Source organism: Streptomyces sp. CNZ301 (genome assembly GCF_004217425.1).
In genome coordinates, this window is sequence record NZ_SHLG01000001.1 from 1119014 (window position 1) to 1134693 (window position 15680).

The following is a 15680-nucleotide window of genomic DNA, read 5'->3' on the forward strand; positions in this document are numbered from 1 at the left end:
CGCCCGTCCCGCGAGGCGGGCCGTGTCAGAGGTGCCCTCTAGGGTTCCCTCATGACTGAGACAACGGCGAGTGCGGCAGCCCGCGCCTGCATCTGGACGGTTCGGGAGAGCCCTGTGGGTCCCCTGCTGCTCGCCGCTACCGACGAGGGCCTGGTCGGTGTCGTCTTCCACGCCGACGGCGCCACGGCGGACCGGGCCCTCGGCCGGCTCACCGGCAGGCTCGGTGCGCCGCCGGTCCACGTGGAGGCACCGGCGGACGCGGCAGCTGCGCAAGGTTCCGCCCGCGGGCGCGTCCTCGAACTCGCCGCCGCGGAGCTGGACTCCTACTTCCGCGGTGAACTGCGCGAGTTCACCGTGCCGCTGGACTGGTCGCTCTCCGGCGGATTCAACCAGAAGGTGCTGCGGGAACTGCTCTCGTCCGTCCCGTACGGGGCCTCCGCCGGCTATCAGGATCTAGCCGACCGCGTCGGCGAGCCGGGCGCGGCCCGCGCCGTCGGCACGGCCATGGGGTCGAATCCGCTGCCGGTCGTGGTGCCGTGCCACCGGGTCGTGGAAAGCGGCGGCGGCCTGGGCGGGTTCGGCGGGGGCCTGGAGACCAAACGCCTCCTGCTGGCGCTGGAGGGGCTGCTTCCGGAGCCTCTGTTCTGATGCGGGCGCACAAGAGGGCAGCTGCCTGCGTCAGGCCGTCCCGGCCAGGCCCGAAACCCCCTGGGCCCCTGCGCGACCGGCTGGGAGACTTCCCGACGTGACCGACATCAACGACACCGCGGACGCACCTGACAGCCCCGCCGACCGCGCCGGCACCCCCCAGCTGCCCGAGGGCGCCCAGCTGGAGCGGCTGCGCCGCCGCACCGCGGCCGTGCTGGTGGTCAGTCAGATGCTCGGCGGCCTGGGCGTGGCCACCGCCGTCACGCTGGCCGCGGTGCTGGCCAAGGAGATCAGCGGCTCGGAGGCCCTTTCCGGGCTGGCCTCGACGTCGGCCGTCATCGGGACGGCGCTGCTGTCGCTGCCGCTCGCCTCCCTCATGGCGGCGCGGGGCCGCCGCGCAGGACTGTGCCTCGCATACCTCATCGGCGCGGCGGGCGGCGCCGTGGTCGTCACCGGGGCCGTGCTCGGCAACTTCCCGCTCCTGCTGCTGGGCATGACGGCCTTCGGCGCGTCGAGCTGCGCAAACCTCCAAGCCCGCTACGCGGCCGCCGACCTCGCCGAGCCGGATCAGCGCGCCCGCGCCATCTCCTTCGTCGTATGGGCGACCACCGTCGGAGCGGTCCTGGGTCCCAACATCGCCGGGCCCGCCGGGGACACCGTCACAGGGGTGGGCATACCGGCGACCGCCGGGGCGTTCGTCTGGGGCTCGGCGGTCTTCCTCGTCACGGCCGTCCTGATCCATCTGCTGCTGCGTCCCGACCCGCTGCTCACCGCCCGGGCCCTCGCCGACGCCGAGACGGACGCCGGATCACGGGACGCCGCCCCCGGCGAGGCGGTCACCGGTCCCGAGGGGGGCACCGGAGTTCATCCGCCCGCTGCCCGCAAGGTCCCTTCCGGAGGCGGCCGCCGTTCGCTGCGCGCCGGCCTCGCCGCGGTGGCCGGCTCCGCGAACGCGAAGCTGGCGCTGGTGACCATCGCGGCGGCGCACACGGCGATGGTCTCGATCATGGTGATGACACCGGTCGACCTCGGCCGGCACGGTGCGGACGTCGAGCTGATCGGTCTCGTCATCAGCGCCCACATCGTGGGCATGTACGCGTTCTCGCCGCTGATGGGCTGGCTCGCGGACCGCTTCGGCCGGCTGACCGTCATCGTGCTCTCCGTCGCGCTGCTCACCTGCGCGGCCGCGCTCGCGGGCACCGCGGACGGCCACCACACCCAGTCGGGCCTGGGCCTGTTCATGCTCGGACTGGGCTGGTCCGCGGGGCTCGTCTCCGGGTCGGCGCTGCTGACCGATTCGGTGCCGCAGCCGGCTCGCGCCGCCGTCCAGGGCCTGTCCGACCTGATCATGAACGCGGCCGCGGGGGCCGGCGGTGCCCTGGCGGGGCTCGTCGTCTCGACGGCCGGCTACGGATGGCTCAACGCGTTCGCGGCGGTGCTGCTGGTGCCGGTCCTGTCCATGACGCTGGCGGGCCTGGCACGCCGCGAGGCCACTGCCGGGAGGGCGGACGGCGCCACGGACGTCAGCGCGGATACAGCTCGAAAGTGACGCACCGCCGCCCGCCGAACCGCTCCGCGGCCAGCCCGGCGATCCACTCGGTGAAGGAACGCGCGTAGGTCTCGACGGGTTCGTCGCTGAGCGCCTCGATGTACGCGCGGTGCTCGGCCAGTGAAGCCACCGCGCGCTCCACGGCTGCCTCTCCCACGGCTACGGCGTGCGTCGGCTCCGGCGACCCGGCCACTGCCACCCACCGCACTCCGCTCCAGGGCCCCTCCCCTCCGGGCTCCAGCTGCTCGGGAAAGATCCAGCGGTTCCCGGCGTCGCCGACCGCGTCCAGGACGGCGCGGCCCACGGCGCGGTGATCGGGAGTGTTCCAGGTGGTGCCGCCCCAGGTCTCCCGGTGATTGATCGTGACGACGAGCTCCGGCCGCCACTTGCGCACGGCGGCCGCGATGTCCCGCCGCAGTGGCACGCCTTCTTCGATGACGCCGTCCCTGTGGTCGAGGAATTCCACGGAGGCGACGCCCACCTTGCTTGCGCTCGCGTGCTGTTCGGCCTCGCGCACCCGTGCGCTCTCGGCGGGTTCCAGACCGTCGATGCCGGCCTCGCCTCGCGTGACCATCAGGTAGGCGACCTGCTTGCCCTCCGCGGTCCACTCGGCGACGGCCGCGGCCGCCCCGTACTCCATGTCGTCGGGGTGTGCGACGACCGCGAGGGCGCGCTCCCAGTCGCCGGGCATCGCCGCCAGTTGCTCGCCGCTGTTCGAGGCCACCGCGTCCACCTGTCTCCCTGCCCGGCTGTGAGGGCCGTCCCGGCCGCCCGGGTCTTCATCGGCGTTCGAAGGGGACCCATTCCAGCTTCTCGCCCGTCCCCTCCCCGGGACGTGTTCCCCACTTGCGCCTGCCGTCCCGTTCCATCATCGGGTCGAGGCTGACGAACAGCGCGATGAGCAGCAGCAGGAGTACGGGGCCGATGAGCAAGGGTGTGAGGGTGCCCAGCGAGGAGCTGCCCACCGCGCCGGCGTCGCTGTAAAGGCTCACCGTCATTCCCGCCATGCCGGTGTAGTGCATCGCGACGAAGCCCAGCCCCATGATGAGCGCCGCGGCGAGCGAGGCGCCCATGTGCCGCACCCGCCTGGCGCACAGCAGGGCCGCGGCGCTCACGACGACGGCGACAACTGCCGAGATCAGCATGAGCCTCTGGTCGTAGCGGACCGCACCGGCGACGCGCATCCCCATCATGCCCACGTAGTGCGAGGACGCGACGCCCAGCCCGAGGGCCAGGCCGCCGCCGAGCACCGCGAGCCAGGCGTACCGGCGCAAGGAGACGAGGAAGAGCGCAACGGCCGAGATCCCGACGGCGACGAGGAGGCTCGCGTACGTCGTCAGCATGTCGTAGCCGATCTCCGCCTCGCCCACGCTGAAGCCGATCATCGCCACGACGTGCATGGTGAAGATCCCGATTCCGATGGCGACGGATCCGAGGGCCAACCACCCTGCTCCCCTTCGGCAATCGGCGAAGGGGGCCCGCAGCGCGCATCTGAGTCCGACCGCACTGCCGACGCAGGCCATGCCGTACGCGAGTAACGGCGTGACCGGTCCGTAGGTGAGAACGTCCGGCTGCGTGGCAGCGGTACGGAACATCGCCCGTCATCCCCATCAGGAAGCGTGAGTCGATCACCACGAGGCCGTCACATGATGAACACATGTACGGGGAGCTCATGTTATGTTCCCGCGCCCACGCGCGCGCCCCATTCCGGCAAGCCCGTCGCAGCCGTTGGACGGGCGCACCGGTGCCGCCCCTGCGCCGCTCCGGATGCGGATTCCGGGTGGTTGCTCCGGTCCAACGGAGAGCCCCGCTCAGCGCCACCCGTATATCTGCTGCAGACGGTGCACGACGCGGTTGAACCTCGCCCGGTCCAGCGCACACGCCTCGCGCCGCATCCCGTCCGGGTGCACCCGCAGCACCCGCTCCGTACTCACCCACGAGTCGCGTCCGCTGCGGTCCCACGGGCCGGCGCCGAGCGGGAGCCAGCCGGGACGCCCGTGCTGCTCCCGCGAGGTCAACTGGACGCCGAGCAGCGTGCCTTGAGGCTCGCGGGCCACGATCAGCACGGGACGGTCCTTGCCCCTTCCGTCGTCCTCCTCGTAGGGCACCCATGTCCAGACGATCTCGCCGGGGTCCGGATCGCCGTCGGGGTCGGGGTCGTAAGCGGTGCGTACGGCACCGATCTCCGCAGGCTCCACCTCCTCCGTCGCCGTGGGGCCGCCCCTGCCCGGGGCGGCGGATGCGGCGGGTGCACCGGGTGCGGTCTCGCGGACGTCGTTGCTTGAATGGCTCATGCCGGGAACCTATCTCCGTCCCGGAACGGGGCATGACGAGGGAAGGCGGGGCGGGATGACGAGAGTTCTCGTGGTGCAGAACACTCCGGCCGGAGGGCCGGGGCGGATCGGCGACTGGCTGGGCGAAGAAGGACTGGCACTGGACGTCGTGCACGCCTACGACGGCGGGCAGTTGCCGCGGGACCTCTCCGGCCGTCACGGCCTTCTCGTGCTCGGCGGCGGTTACATGCCCGACGCGGACGACCGTGCGCCCTGGCTCGCCGCCGTCCGCGGGCTGACCCGGCAGGCACTCGAAGAGGACGTTCCGGTGCTCGGCATCTGCCTGGGCGCGCAGCTGCTCGCGCACGTCGCGGGCGGCACGGTACGGGCGCGGCACGGGCTGCCGGAGTCGGGGAGCACCGAACTGACGCTGCTGCCCGAGGCGTCGGACGATGCGCTCTTCCACGGACTGCCGCCCCGCATGAAGGCCGTCGAGCACCGTGTCGACGCGATCACCGCACTCCCGCAGGACGCCCAGTTGCTCGCGAGCAGCGAGCGCTGTCCCGTGCAGGCCTTCCGTGTCGGGGACTGCGCGTGGGGCCTGCAGTTCCATCCCGAGGCGACGCCGCACGACATCCGCGGCTGGGACTCGGAGGCGCTTCGCGAACAGGGCTTCGACCGTGAGGAGTTGGTCAACACGGCTGAACGGGACGAGCCCGGGGCCAGGAGGGTGTGGCACACGCTCACGCGCCGCTTCGCCGCCGTCGTGAGCGACGGCTGAGCCACGGGACCGGGAGCGTCAGCCGGGCGGTTCACCGCCGTTGCGCGGCGGACCGTTCCATGCGGGATGCTCCGGCTTGTCGGCGCGTACGAAGACGTCCGCGGTGTGCGCCGGTGCCACCTCGTCCTCGTAGCGGGCGAAGGCCGGCAGCTTCCAGCGCTCGCCTGCCGGTGTCTGCCGCTCCAGGGCCGCCCCGGAGAGTCCCAGATGCACCGAGAGGTCGAAGGGGAACCATCTCCCGAGGAGAAACGGCCCGTGCAGCAGCATCACGCCGCCCGGGGGCAGTTGGACGCGGGGACTGCGGGTGGGCCGGTCGGCCGACGGGGTCCGCAGGTCGGGCAGGACGCGGCCGTCGCCGCCGGGGTCGAGGGGGCCGAAGACCTCACGCCACAGGGCTCCGGTGTCGTGCCACAGGTCGTAGTACGCGTCCGGGTCCTGCTTGCCGAACTCGAAGCGCAGGGAGTCCGCCCGCAGGAAGCCGTCGGCGTCGATGACGAGCGCCGGCAGGCCACCCAGACGCAGGGCCTCGGCGAGCCGGCCGGCGAGCACGCCGGGCCGCGCGGGCGGCGCGCCGTCGACGGCCACGCGACGCCACGCGCTGCCGTCCCCCGCCCCCGATCCGCCCTGCGAAGCGTCCTGCGAACCGGCGCCTTGCTGCGCGAAACGGCCGGCGAGGTGGTCGGCGAGCCGCTCCGTGAGCCGCTCCCAGGTGATCGCTTCGAGTCGCACGTCCTCATCCTGCCGTGCGCGGCACACGGCGCGCATCCACGAAGGCACGCGCACCGCAGCGCAGGCGGGACACGGGAGGGCGACGGGGCGGCCGGGGGCTGGGCCGGGCACGGCCGCTACGGGCACCGTCAAGACAAGCGGGACGGGGACGCGGTGGGCTGCGGCGTCTGGCCGCCGCGGGCGGGGCCGGCCGCCGCCGGTCCTCCGCTGGAGCACCCGCCCGCATTGTCCCTATCCTGGATGCGTGATCCACCGGCGTCGACGCCATGACCCCCCGGAGGTGTCCGGCCGATGTACCGCAAGCGCGTGATCGTCTCAGGCGACGTGCAGGGCGTCTTCTTCCGCGACTCCTGCCGCGCGACGGCCGAGGCCCAGGGCGTCCACGGCTGGGTCCGCAACCTCCCCGACGGAAGGGTCGAGGCCGCCTTCGAAGGCGAGACGGGTGTCGTGGAGCAACTCGTGGACTGGGCGCGGGAGGGCCCGCCGACCGCCCGCGTGGAGAAGGCCGAGGAATTCGAGGAGGAGCCGCAGGGGCTGACCGCCTTCGAGGTCCGCCCGACGCCGCCGGCCGAGTCCGCTCCCACCGACGCGCCCGCCGGCGGCCCGTGACACCGGCGCAGATCCGGCTCCGCTTCGACGAAGGCCTGCGCTTCTTCCTCACCGCGCGCCACCGCGGCTCCGGTGTGGTGAGCCTGTCCCACGACGGGACGTCGACGCTCGGCCACGTCGTCCAGTCCCTGGGCGTTCCGCTGACGGAGGTGGGAGAGCTGACGGTGCGCGGGCCGGGTGATGCCGCCGCCCGCCAGGTCACCCCCTCGTACCGCCCGCGCGACGCAGAGGTCGCCGACGTCGCAGCCGCTGCCCGGCCGCAGCCGGTTCCCGCACCGGCTCCGCCCCGCTTCGTCCTCGATGTGCATCTGGGCGCGCTGGCAAGGCGTCTGCGGCTCGTCGGGCTGGACACCGCCTACGGCAACGACAGTTCCGACGACGCGCTGCTCGCCCAGGCCAACGCGGAGCGCCGGGTGCTGCTCACGCAGGACCGCGGACTGCTGCTTCGCAGGGCTCTGTGGCTCGGCGCGTATGTGCGCGGCGCCCGACCCGACGACCAACTCCTCGACGTCCTGGACCGGTTCGCGCCGGCTCTGGCGCCGTGGACGCGCTGCATGGCCTGCAACGGCACGCTGGCGCCGGTCGCGAAGGCCGAGATCGCCGCGCTGCTCCGGCCGGGCACCCGGCGTACGTACGACACGTTCATGCGCTGCCGCTCCTGCTCACGCCTCTTCTGGCGCGGCGCTCACAGCGACAGGCTGGAGTCGCTGGTGACGACGGCGCGTGAGGCGGCGCGTGCAAGCTCGGAGGAGCGGGCCGTCTCCGATGGGCCGGCCGGCACGGACAGGCGGGCCGGCTCCCGGCGCGACGCCTGATCCGACGGCTCCCGCACCGGCCCTCTGCCCGGATTCTGCCTGAGCAGTGAAAACCCCCCGGCTGGCCCCGGATGCGCCGGGCGGACGCCAACACTCCTGCGGAACAAGCCTGTTGAGCCACGTGCACGCAGTCGGGCGCGGCACCCGGCGAAGATGCGCGGCACATTCCAGGTCACAGCAGGGGAGCTATTTCACCCGGAAGCATCCCGAGTGGCTGCGGAGTGCTGCACGATGCGGTATGGCCGCGGCATGTGCGGCCTTGACTCTCCCACTGGAGCTCGGATGAAAAGACGCGTCATGGCCGTATACGGCGGCGCAGCGGTCGTACTGGCAGGACTGATCACAGCCATACCGGTGGCGGCGAACGCCGGTTCCACCGACGCCGGCACATCGGGCAGCGCCGGCAGCACTCTCAAGTGGACGGACTGTGCCACCGAGAACTACCCGGACCTGGAGTGCTCCAAGGTCCGTGTGCCGCTGGACCACGACAAGCCGGGCGGCAAGAAGATCACCATCGCGCTCTCGCGCGTTCAGCACACCGCCGACAAGTCCCAGGGCCCGCTGCTGGTCAACCCAGGCGGCCCGGGCGGCAGCGGGCTGACTCTCGCGGGCTTCGTCGCCAAGTCGCTGCCGAAGAAGGTCGCGTCGCAGTACGACGTGATCGGTTTCGACCCTCGCGGAGTCGGCAAGAGTGAGCCCGCACTCGACTGCAAGCCCGGCTACTTCGACCCGGTACGTCCCGACAGCGTGCCGCGCAGCACGAAGGACGAACTGGCCAACGTCAAGCGCGCGAAGGGCTTCGCCGAGGCGTGCGGCAAGAAGCACGGCAAGCTGCTGAACCACATCAACACCGTGAACGCGGTGAAGGACATGGACAGCATCCGCACCGCGGTCGGCGCCAAGAAGATCAACTACTTCGGCTACTCGTACGGCACCTACCTCGGCGCCGTCTACTCCAAGCTGTTCCCGGACCGCGTCCGCCGCGCGGTGCTCGACAGCATCGTCGACCCGGACGGCGTCTGGTACGAGACCAACATCTCCCAGGACTACGCATTCGACGAGCGCCACAAGGCCTTCGCCGCGTGGGTCGCCGAGCACGACGCGGACTACAAGCTCGGCAAGGACCCGGCCGCGGTCGAGAAGGCCTGGTACGGGATGCGCGACGAGCTGCGGAAGAAGCCGGCGGGTGACAAGGTCGGTCCTTCCGAACTCGAGGACACCTACCTCCCGGGCGGCTACTACAACGGCTACTGGCCCGATCTGGCCGCGGCCTTCTCGGCGTTCGTCAACGACAAGGACACCGCGCCGCTCGTCGACGCGTACGAGGCGATGGCATCCGTCGACGCCTCGGGCGACAACGGCTACTCCATCTACACCGCGGTCGAGTGCCGTGACGCGCCCTGGCCGCGCGACTGGGGCACCTGGCACCGCGACATGGCGAAGGTGCACGAGAAGGCACCCTTCATGACCTGGAACAACGCCTGGTACAACGCTCCTTGTGCCTTCTGGCCGACGAAGTCCCAGAAACCGGTGGACGTTTCGAACAAGAAGCTTCCGCCCGTGCTGCTCTTCCAGGCCACCGACGACGCGGCCACCCCGTACGAGGGCGGCGTCAGCATGCACCGCAAGCTGCGCGGTTCGAGCCTGGTGGTCGAGGAGGGCGGTGGCAACCACGGCATCACGCTCGGTGGCAGCGAGTGCCTGGACGGCTTCCTGGCCGACTACCTCGCGACCGGCAAGGTCCCCGAGGGCAAGGGCGGCGGCGAGGCCGACGCCACCTGTGAGGCGCTGCCCGACCCGGAGCCGCTGAGCCCGGAGGACGCCAAGTCCGCCGTGCCGGCGCCGTACGGCTCCGACAGCACCGCCGACAGCGGCGCCGAGCTGCACCGCCTGCTCGGAAACCGCGGCTGACAAGGCTGAGCCGGCGGGCAGGCGGCCCGCCGGCCGGCCGTGAACGCGTGAGCGCTCCGGGCGCGGTGGCACAAGCCCCGCCGTCCGGAGCGCTCACGGGCCGTCCTACGGTACGGGCGTGAACTCCGTCACTGAGGAAATGAACCGTCTGCGCCCTCCGTACGCGCTGCGCAAGCACCAGGAGGACGCGCTGGCACGGCTCATGCGGGTGACCGGACGAGACGTCCAAGGCGCGAAGCCGGGCCAGGACGACGAAGCTTCCGACGGCGCGTGCGGCTCCGGCGACTCGCCTCGACAGGCCCGTGCCTGGATGGTGTTGCCGCCCGGCATGGGCAAGACGCTGACAGGGCTGGAGGCCGCGCGCAGGCTCGGCGCCCCCGTCGTGGTCCTCACCCCGAACACCGCGATCCAGGGCCAGTGGCTGCGGGAATGGGAGGCGTTCGTCCCCGCGGTCGGAACCGGAGCCGGCGCCCCGGCGGACACCGGGACCGGCGCCGAGGGCCCCGCGCCGACCGTGCCGGCGGGCACGGACCGTGGCCTCGACTGCCCGGTCACCGTGCTCACTTACCAGTCGCTCGCCTCCTTCGACCCCGACGCCGAGGTCGACGAGGACGGCACCGAGCGCAGAGCGCGCAGCTCAACCGCCCCACGCGCGGCAGCAGCACGGACGGTGCGGCATCTGCACAGGCTCCGTCCGCAGGGGCTCGAACTCGTCGAGGCGCTGCGACGCACGGGAACGTTCACCCTCCTGCTCGACGAGTGCCACCATCTCCTCGACACCTGGGGCGAGTTGCTGGCCGAGCTGCTGCGTGAGCTTCCCGACGCCACCGTCATCGGCCTCACCGCCACACCCCCCGACCGGCTCTCCCCCGCACAGGCCGAGCTGGTGGCCGAGCTGTTCGGCCCCGCGGTGCAGGGTCCCTCGATCCCCGCCGCCGTACGGGAGGGCAACCTCGCCCCGTACGCCGAACTGTGCTGGCTGACCGCGCCCACGCCCGTCGAGACGGACTGGCTCGCCGCCGAGGCCGAGCGCTTCACCGAGCTGACGACCGGCCTCCTCGACCCGGGCTTCGCCTCCCTGCCTTTCCTCACGTGGCTGGACGAGCGGTTCGTCGTCCGCCGGGGGCCGGACGGAGCACGTGTGCCGTGGGTCCGGCTGGCACGCGACCGTCCCGAACTCACCGCGGCCGCACTGCGGTTCCACCACGCGGGGCTTCTCTCGCTGCCCGAGGGCGCACGGCCGCACGAGGAGCACCGCCTTGCACCCGGCGCGGACGACTGGGTGCGCCTGCTGGACGACTGGGTGCGGCACTGCCTGCGACGCAGCGGCTCGCCCCGTGACGCCGAGGTCCTGGAGGCGCTGCGGAAGGCACTCCCGTCCGTGGGGCACCAGTTGACGGCGCGCGGAATCCGCGGCGGCCGCTCGCCCGTCGACCGGGTGCTGGCACGCAGCGCCGCCAAGCCGCAGGCCGTTAAGGAGATCCTCGCGGCCGAGGACGCGGCGCTCGGCGACGGGCTGCGCGCGGTCGTCGTCTGCGACCACGAGCGTGCCACGGCGACCCTGCCGGCGCGGCTGACCGGAGTCCTGGAGGCTCAGGCCGGTTCGGCCGTGCTGGTGCTGGAGGAGCTGGCGTCCGATCCGCGTACGGCATCGCTCGATCCGGTGCTGGTGACGGGCCGTACGGTGGCCGCGCAACGGGAGACCGCGGAGCGGCTGATGTCGTACTGCCGTGCGGCCGTCGCTCCCGGCATGGAGCTGAGCGCCGAGCCGCTGGACGCGCGCGGCGAATCCGCCGGCGGCGACGGTGCCCCGGGTTTCCCGGACACGGGCGCAGCCGGCGTCGTGACGGGTTCGGGTCCGCTCGTCCGCGTCGTCGGCCCGTCCGGCTGGAACAGCCGACGCTGGGTCGAGCTGGTGACCCGCTTCTTCGAGCGGGGCGGCACCCGCGTGCTCATCGGCACCCGCGGCATGCTCGGCGAGGGCTGGGACGCCCGCCGGGTCAACACACTGATCGACCTCACGGAGGCGACGACGCCCACCGCGGTCGTCCAGACGCGGGGCCGCGCGCTGCGGCTCGACCCGGACCATCCCGCCAAGGTCGCGAACACCTGGTCGGTGGTGTGCGTCGCGGAGGCGCACCCGCGCGGCGACCGCGACTGGAGCCGCTTCGTCCGCAAGCACGACGGCTATCTCGGGCTGACGGACGCGGGTGAGGTCATGGTCGGCGTCCCCCATGTCCACCCCGAGCTGTCCCCTTACGCGCCGCCGCCGGCAACGGAGTTCGACCGTTTGAACGCCACGATGCTCCAGCGCGCCACCGCCCGGGACGAGGTGCGGGAGCGATGGCGCCTGGGCGAGCCGTACGAGGACGAACTGGTCCACACGGTCCGGGTGACCGTCCCCCGCGACAGGCCCGCCGCCCCCGCCCCCGTGGCGCGACCGGGGAGTGCGCCCGCGGCGGTTCCCGCGACGCGCGGGGTCCGTCCGGCCCGTTCCGCCGACGGCTCCGGGCTCTCCCGAGCGGCCGTGCCCGGTGCCGCGTTCGCCGGGGCTCTCGGAACGGTGGCTTCCGCGGCCGCCGCGCTGCCGGGGATGCTCGCCGCGGCAGCGGGCGGCCTCGCGGCCTGCGCCGCATACGCCACGGTTCGTACGGCGGAGGTACGGCGGCACCTGAAGAATGTCGCGGAGGCTCCCGTGCTCGTGCACATCGCGTGGGCCACGGCGCAGGCCCTGCACAAGGCCGGGCTGGTCCCGCGCGGTTCGGAGGGCGTCTGCGTCGAGCCCGACGAGACGGGTGCCTACCGCGTGGAGCTGGACGGGGTGCCCCAGGACGCCTCCGCACTCTTCGCCTCGGCCTTCGACGAGGCCGTCTCCCCCCTGACCTCGCCCCGCTACGTCATGCCACGCCACCTCCTGCCGCCTCCCACGGCGGGCTCGGCCTTCCGCGCCCTGTGCCGCAGGCCGGCCGCCAACGCGGTCGTCCACCATGCCGTGCCCGCACCGCTCGCGGAGAACCGCCGCCTCGCGGACGTCTTCGCCGCCGCCTGGAACACCTACGTCAGCACAGGCGCGCCGCTCTACACGCGCGCCCCCGAAGGAGCGGGCGTGCTCGCCGCGCAGGCGGGCGGCTCGCCGCTGGAGGTCACGACAGCGATGCGGATGACGTGGCAGTGAGCTGAGCTTTCCCGGAGGCTGACGGACAGCACCCCGCACGGGCCGCACGCCGAGGCGCTGGAGAAGAGCATGAACGGACAAGGAGAGGCCGCCCCTGACGGCGCCGCCCTCACCGCCGCCATCAACGGCCAGACATGGCACGTCGCGTGGTATCCGCCCCCTGGCCCACCGCCGGGAACTCCGCACGGTGCGGAGGCGCTGTGCCTCGCAGGCGACCACGTCCTCGTGGTCAGCCGCGACGGCCGGCACTGGGCTCTGCCCGCAGGCCGCCCCGAGCAGCATGAGAAGTGGGACGAGACGATGCGCCGCGAAGTACGTGAGGAGGCCTGCGCGGAGGTCACGGGCTCCCGGCTCCTCGGCTTCAGCCGCGGTGTCTGCGTCCGGGGCTCCCAGGAGGGTCTGGTGCTCGTGAGGTCGATGTGGCGTGCAGAGGTGCAACTGGAGCCGTGGGACCCGCAGTTCGAGATGTCTCACCGCCGTCTGCTGCCGGCGCGGGAGGCATTCGGCTCCCTGACCGTCCCCGGCGGTCTCGGCCCCTTCTACCGCCGGCTGTTCGCCGAAGCCGGCGTTCCCACGTCCTGAGTCCAGGACTTCCACAGGCCAGGTTCTCGTGCGGAATTGGGCGCTCAATGTGCTTCCAGCACCTCGGCGAGCCGGACCGATGTGAACATGACTGCATGACAGCTGGTCGGATCATTTTCCTCAACGGCACGTCCAGTTCGGGCAAATCGAGCATTGCGCGGGAGCTGCTCGCCACCCTGGACGACGGCGTCTTCTTCCACTTGGCGGTGGACAGCTTCAACGCGATGCGCACGAAGCGGCCGCTCACGCCGGACACGCTCGACGTCGCTCTGCGCCGGACCAGGATGGGCTTTCACCGTTCGATCGCGGCGATGGCCGAGGTGGGCAACGACGTCGTCGTCGATCACGTTCTGAGCGAGCAGTGGCGGTTGCGCGACTGCCTGGCCGTGCTGCCTGCTGAGGACGTGGTGTTCGTCGGTCTCCACTGCCCGCTGGACGAACTCGCACGTCGCGAACTGGCCCGGGGTGACCGGCCATCCGGCCTGGCAGAGCTCCAGTACGACGTGGTCCACCAGCATGGCGACTACGACCTGGAGTGCGACACCAGCACCGCCGGCCCGCGGGAGTGCGCAGAGATGATCAAGGAATTTCTCCCTCATCGCCCCAGCCCCACCGCCTTCAGCAGGCTCCGCGCACGTTATCGGGCGGACGTCGACGAACAACCAGTCCCATAGGGCACGCGCCATGCCTGCCGCTGGAAAAGCAGCGCCGTCCCCTGGGGCGTCCGGCCCGGCAACAGCGGATCAACCGGGTCCGCCGGGCTTCGCTCACCGGGACACCGGCCGAGCGAGCCGGTGATCCGGACGATGCGCCCTAACCGCCGAAGCTGATCGGCCCCGAGAAGTCGCGCCCCTGAATGAGGGGGCCGCTGATGCGGGCGTCGCCGCTAACGGTGTTGTGGACGCTGCCGGAGGTGATCCGGAGGGTCAACCCGTGCCGCCCGGCCCATGTCTCCAGGTCGTCGGCGAAGGCTTCGTCCCCCTCGCTCGCCTCGATCACAGCGGCGGTCAGCAGACGGACCTGCTCCTCGTCACCGGCGTCGTCGGGCAGCGCGATCTCGCCTCCCGGCCGTCCCCTGCCGATGCGGCGGCACAAGTCGAGCAGCGACTCCCACGCGTGCCTGCCGGCTTCCGTACCGGCCGAGGCGGCAGCCGCGCCGACGGCCGCGGCGATCGCTCCCGCTGAAGCAGTGTCCATGCCGGTCCCCCTCCGAAGTCCACGTCCGCGCACGGCACTTGATGGTACCGGCGGACCACACGCCGGCGGGGCGGACAGCCCGGCGGAACGTCATCCCGCCAGCAGCGCCGTCAGCGCGGCCACCGGGTCACCGGCCGAAGGGCCCTCCGGCCACCACTCCTCCGCCTCCGCACCCCCGGAGGCCTCGCTGCGGTACGGGTACCAGCGGTTGTCCCGGCCGAAGCGGAGCTGAAAGGTCCGGGTGGGGTCGGTGAGGCGGTTGCGGTGCATCGACATCCGCGGCAACCCGGCGGCGGCGAGCGCGCCGCGTGCCCGGTCGAAGTTGCCCGCGGGCGGGTCCCATGCGGACTCCAGTACGGCCACTCCCTCACTGCCCTGCCGCCACGCCGCCGCCGCCCGCGCGAGGCCGGGCGCCGTCTGCCCGCTCTCGCGGGCCAGACGGGCGAAGCGGGCGGAGAGAGTGCCACGCCCCGTGAGGTCGGGGTGGGTGGCCGCCAGCCGGATCGCGTCGTGCCGCGGCCGGAGCGGTGCGAGCCCGGCGTGGCCCGCCGTCAGGGCCGTATGCGCCCGCTGCGCCGCGTGGGCGGCGAGGAAGGCGAGGTCCAACGGGTCGGGTGCGCCGGGGAGTTCGGGCAGCGGGGGCGGTTCGCCGGGTGCGGACGGCGGTTCGAGGGGCGCCGGCAGCGGCGGACGTACGGACGTGGCCAGCACCTCTCGGGCCGGCACGCCGGAAGTCGCCCCCTCGCCTGCGGCCGCTTCCCCGGGCCGGTCCTGCCCGGCCTCCGCACCATGGACGCCGCGTGCCTCACGGACACGGCGGGCCTCACGGGCGTCGCGCGCGCTCGATCTCGCGTTGCGCCGGGCGAGTTCACCCAGAAGCTCCTCCTCGTCCCGGCCGCGCAGAAGCAGCAGCACGAACGGATCGGAGTCCAGGAAGCGCGCCGTCTGATAGCACAGGGCGGCCGCGTGCTTGCACGGATACCCGTCGTCGGGGCAGGAGCAGTCCGGCTCCAGGTCTCCGGGCCCCGGCAGCAGCCGCACCCCTGAAGCAGTGGCCGCGTCCACCAGCGCGTGCGGCATGTCCTTGTCCAACAGTGCGGCGATGTGCGCGGGTTGAGCGCAGACGGCGTCCAGGAATCCGTCCCATTGCGGGCCGGTCAGCACCCGCGACCGGATCACCGTGCGGTACGGACGGGACCGGCTGCCGGTGACGGGCGCGGCGATCCGGCCGGGCGTGACCGTGATCGTGCCGACGTGTCCGCCGCGCGCGTACGTACGGCCCCGCGAGAGCCGCCCCGCGTCCAGCGAGGACTCCTCCAGGGCCCGCACCCACGCGTCGCCCCACCACGACTTCGCGAACGACTCCCGCGCGCCCGGCCTCGGAGGCACGGGCGGGAGGCTGCGCGTCCGC

At 72.7% G+C, this 15680-nt stretch carries 15 protein-coding genes; 9 read left to right on the plus strand and 6 right to left on the minus strand.

Annotated features, from left to right (window positions below; genetic code table 11):
* Positions 1–51 precede the first annotated feature (51 nt).
* Together EV375_RS05080 and EV375_RS05085 are read left to right on the plus strand one after the other, a co-directional pair.
* Complete coding sequence (locus EV375_RS05080) at positions 52–648, plus strand: methylated-DNA--[protein]-cysteine S-methyltransferase (protein ID WP_130298382.1); 597 nt, start codon at positions 52–54, stop codon at positions 646–648.
* A gap of 106 nt (positions 649–754) precedes the next feature.
* Positions 755–2197, plus strand: a complete 1443-nt coding sequence (locus tag EV375_RS05085; protein WP_486588695.1) for an MFS transporter — start codon at positions 755–757, stop codon at positions 2195–2197.
* Here the strand turns inward: EV375_RS05085 and EV375_RS05090 are convergent.
* The 3 genes from EV375_RS05090 to EV375_RS05100 form a co-directional block, all read right to left on the minus strand.
* Complete coding sequence (locus tag EV375_RS05090) at positions 2172–2888, minus strand: PIG-L deacetylase family protein (protein WP_130301616.1); 717 nt, start codon at positions 2886–2888, stop codon at positions 2172–2174. The genes EV375_RS05085 and EV375_RS05090 overlap by 26 nt on opposite strands.
* 88 nt (positions 2889–2976) lie before the next feature.
* The gene (locus EV375_RS05095) at positions 2977–3639 is read right to left on the minus strand and encodes an MHYT domain-containing protein (protein WP_486588288.1); all 663 of its coding nucleotides are present in this window, start codon (positions 3637–3639) and stop codon (positions 2977–2979) included.
* A 369-nt stretch (positions 3640–4008) separates the two neighbouring features.
* Positions 4009–4491, minus strand: a complete 483-nt coding sequence (locus EV375_RS05100) for a type II toxin-antitoxin system PemK/MazF family toxin (RefSeq protein WP_130298384.1) — start codon at positions 4489–4491, stop codon at positions 4009–4011.
* A gap of 55 nt (positions 4492–4546) precedes the next feature.
* On the opposite strand from EV375_RS05100, the gene EV375_RS05105 reads away from it, so the two are divergent.
* A complete protein-coding gene (locus EV375_RS05105; protein ID WP_130298385.1) occupies positions 4547–5251 on the plus strand; it encodes a type 1 glutamine amidotransferase in 705 nt (234 codons plus the stop codon).
* Between the two features lie 18 nt (positions 5252–5269).
* Here the strand turns inward: EV375_RS05105 and EV375_RS05110 are convergent, their stop codons facing one another.
* Positions 5270–5980, minus strand: a complete 711-nt coding sequence (locus EV375_RS05110; protein ID WP_130298386.1) for a nucleoside/nucleotide kinase family protein — start codon at positions 5978–5980, stop codon at positions 5270–5272.
* A gap of 291 nt (positions 5981–6271) precedes the next feature.
* On the opposite strand from EV375_RS05110, the gene EV375_RS29550 reads away from it, so the two are divergent.
* The 6 genes from EV375_RS29550 (at position 6272) to EV375_RS05135 (ending at position 13746) form a co-directional block, all read left to right on the plus strand.
* Positions 6272–6589 (plus strand): acylphosphatase, encoded by a 318-nt coding sequence (locus EV375_RS29550; protein ID WP_486588289.1) that lies wholly within the window; start codon positions 6272–6274, stop codon positions 6587–6589.
* On the plus strand, positions 6586–7404 hold the full coding sequence (locus EV375_RS05115) for a Mut7-C RNAse domain-containing protein (protein WP_486588290.1): 819 nt from the start codon (positions 6586–6588) through the stop codon (positions 7402–7404). Before EV375_RS29550 ends, EV375_RS05115 begins: the two co-directional genes overlap by 4 nt.
* Positions 7405–7686: 282 nt before the next feature.
* Positions 7687–9315 (plus strand): alpha/beta hydrolase, encoded by a 1629-nt coding sequence (locus EV375_RS05120; protein WP_130298388.1) that lies wholly within the window; start codon positions 7687–7689, stop codon positions 9313–9315.
* Positions 9316–9433: 118 nt separating this feature from the next.
* Positions 9434–12490 (plus strand): DEAD/DEAH box helicase family protein, encoded by a 3057-nt coding sequence (locus EV375_RS05125; RefSeq protein WP_130298389.1) that lies wholly within the window; start codon positions 9434–9436, stop codon positions 12488–12490.
* Positions 12491–12559: 69 nt separating this feature from the next.
* On the plus strand, positions 12560–13072 hold the full coding sequence (locus EV375_RS05130; protein ID WP_130298390.1) for an NUDIX domain-containing protein: 513 nt from the start codon (positions 12560–12562) through the stop codon (positions 13070–13072).
* Positions 13073–13167: 95 nt separating this feature from the next.
* Positions 13168–13746: a phosphotransferase-like protein gene (locus EV375_RS05135; RefSeq protein WP_130298391.1), complete on the plus strand. Its 579-nt coding sequence runs from the start codon at positions 13168–13170 to the stop codon at positions 13744–13746.
* Between the two features lie 139 nt (positions 13747–13885).
* Here EV375_RS05135 and EV375_RS05140 read toward each other — a convergent pair whose 3' ends face one another.
* Together EV375_RS05140 and EV375_RS05145 are read right to left on the minus strand one after the other, a co-directional pair.
* Positions 13886–14269: a hypothetical protein gene (locus tag EV375_RS05140; protein ID WP_130298392.1), complete on the minus strand. Its 384-nt coding sequence runs from the start codon at positions 14267–14269 to the stop codon at positions 13886–13888.
* Between the two features lie 90 nt (positions 14270–14359).
* Positions 14360–15658: an SWIM zinc finger family protein gene (locus tag EV375_RS05145; protein ID WP_486588291.1), complete on the minus strand. Its 1299-nt coding sequence runs from the start codon at positions 15656–15658 to the stop codon at positions 14360–14362.
* Positions 15659–15680 lie beyond the last annotated feature (22 nt).

Coding starts and splice junctions, on each gene's coding strand:
- EV375_RS05080 (WP_130298382.1), top strand. CDS start 52: ATGACTGAGACAACGGCGAGTGCGGCAGCCCGCGCCTGCATCTGGACG.
- EV375_RS05090 (WP_130301616.1), bottom strand. CDS start 2,888: ATGCCCGGCGACTGGGAGCGCGCCCTCGCGGTCGTCGCACACCCCGAC.
- EV375_RS05100 (WP_130298384.1), bottom strand. CDS start 4,491: ATGAGCCATTCAAGCAACGACGTCCGCGAGACCGCACCCGGTGCACCC.
- EV375_RS05105 (WP_130298385.1), top strand. CDS start 4,547: ATGACGAGAGTTCTCGTGGTGCAGAACACTCCGGCCGGAGGGCCGGGG.
- EV375_RS29550 (WP_486588289.1), top strand. CDS start 6,272: ATGTACCGCAAGCGCGTGATCGTCTCAGGCGACGTGCAGGGCGTCTTC.
- EV375_RS05120 (WP_130298388.1), top strand. CDS start 7,687: ATGAAAAGACGCGTCATGGCCGTATACGGCGGCGCAGCGGTCGTACTG.
- EV375_RS05130 (WP_130298390.1), top strand. CDS start 12,560: ATGAACGGACAAGGAGAGGCCGCCCCTGACGGCGCCGCCCTCACCGCC.
- EV375_RS05135 (WP_130298391.1), top strand. CDS start 13,168: ATGACAGCTGGTCGGATCATTTTCCTCAACGGCACGTCCAGTTCGGGC.
- EV375_RS05140 (WP_130298392.1), bottom strand. CDS start 14,269: ATGGACACTGCTTCAGCGGGAGCGATCGCCGCGGCCGTCGGCGCGGCT.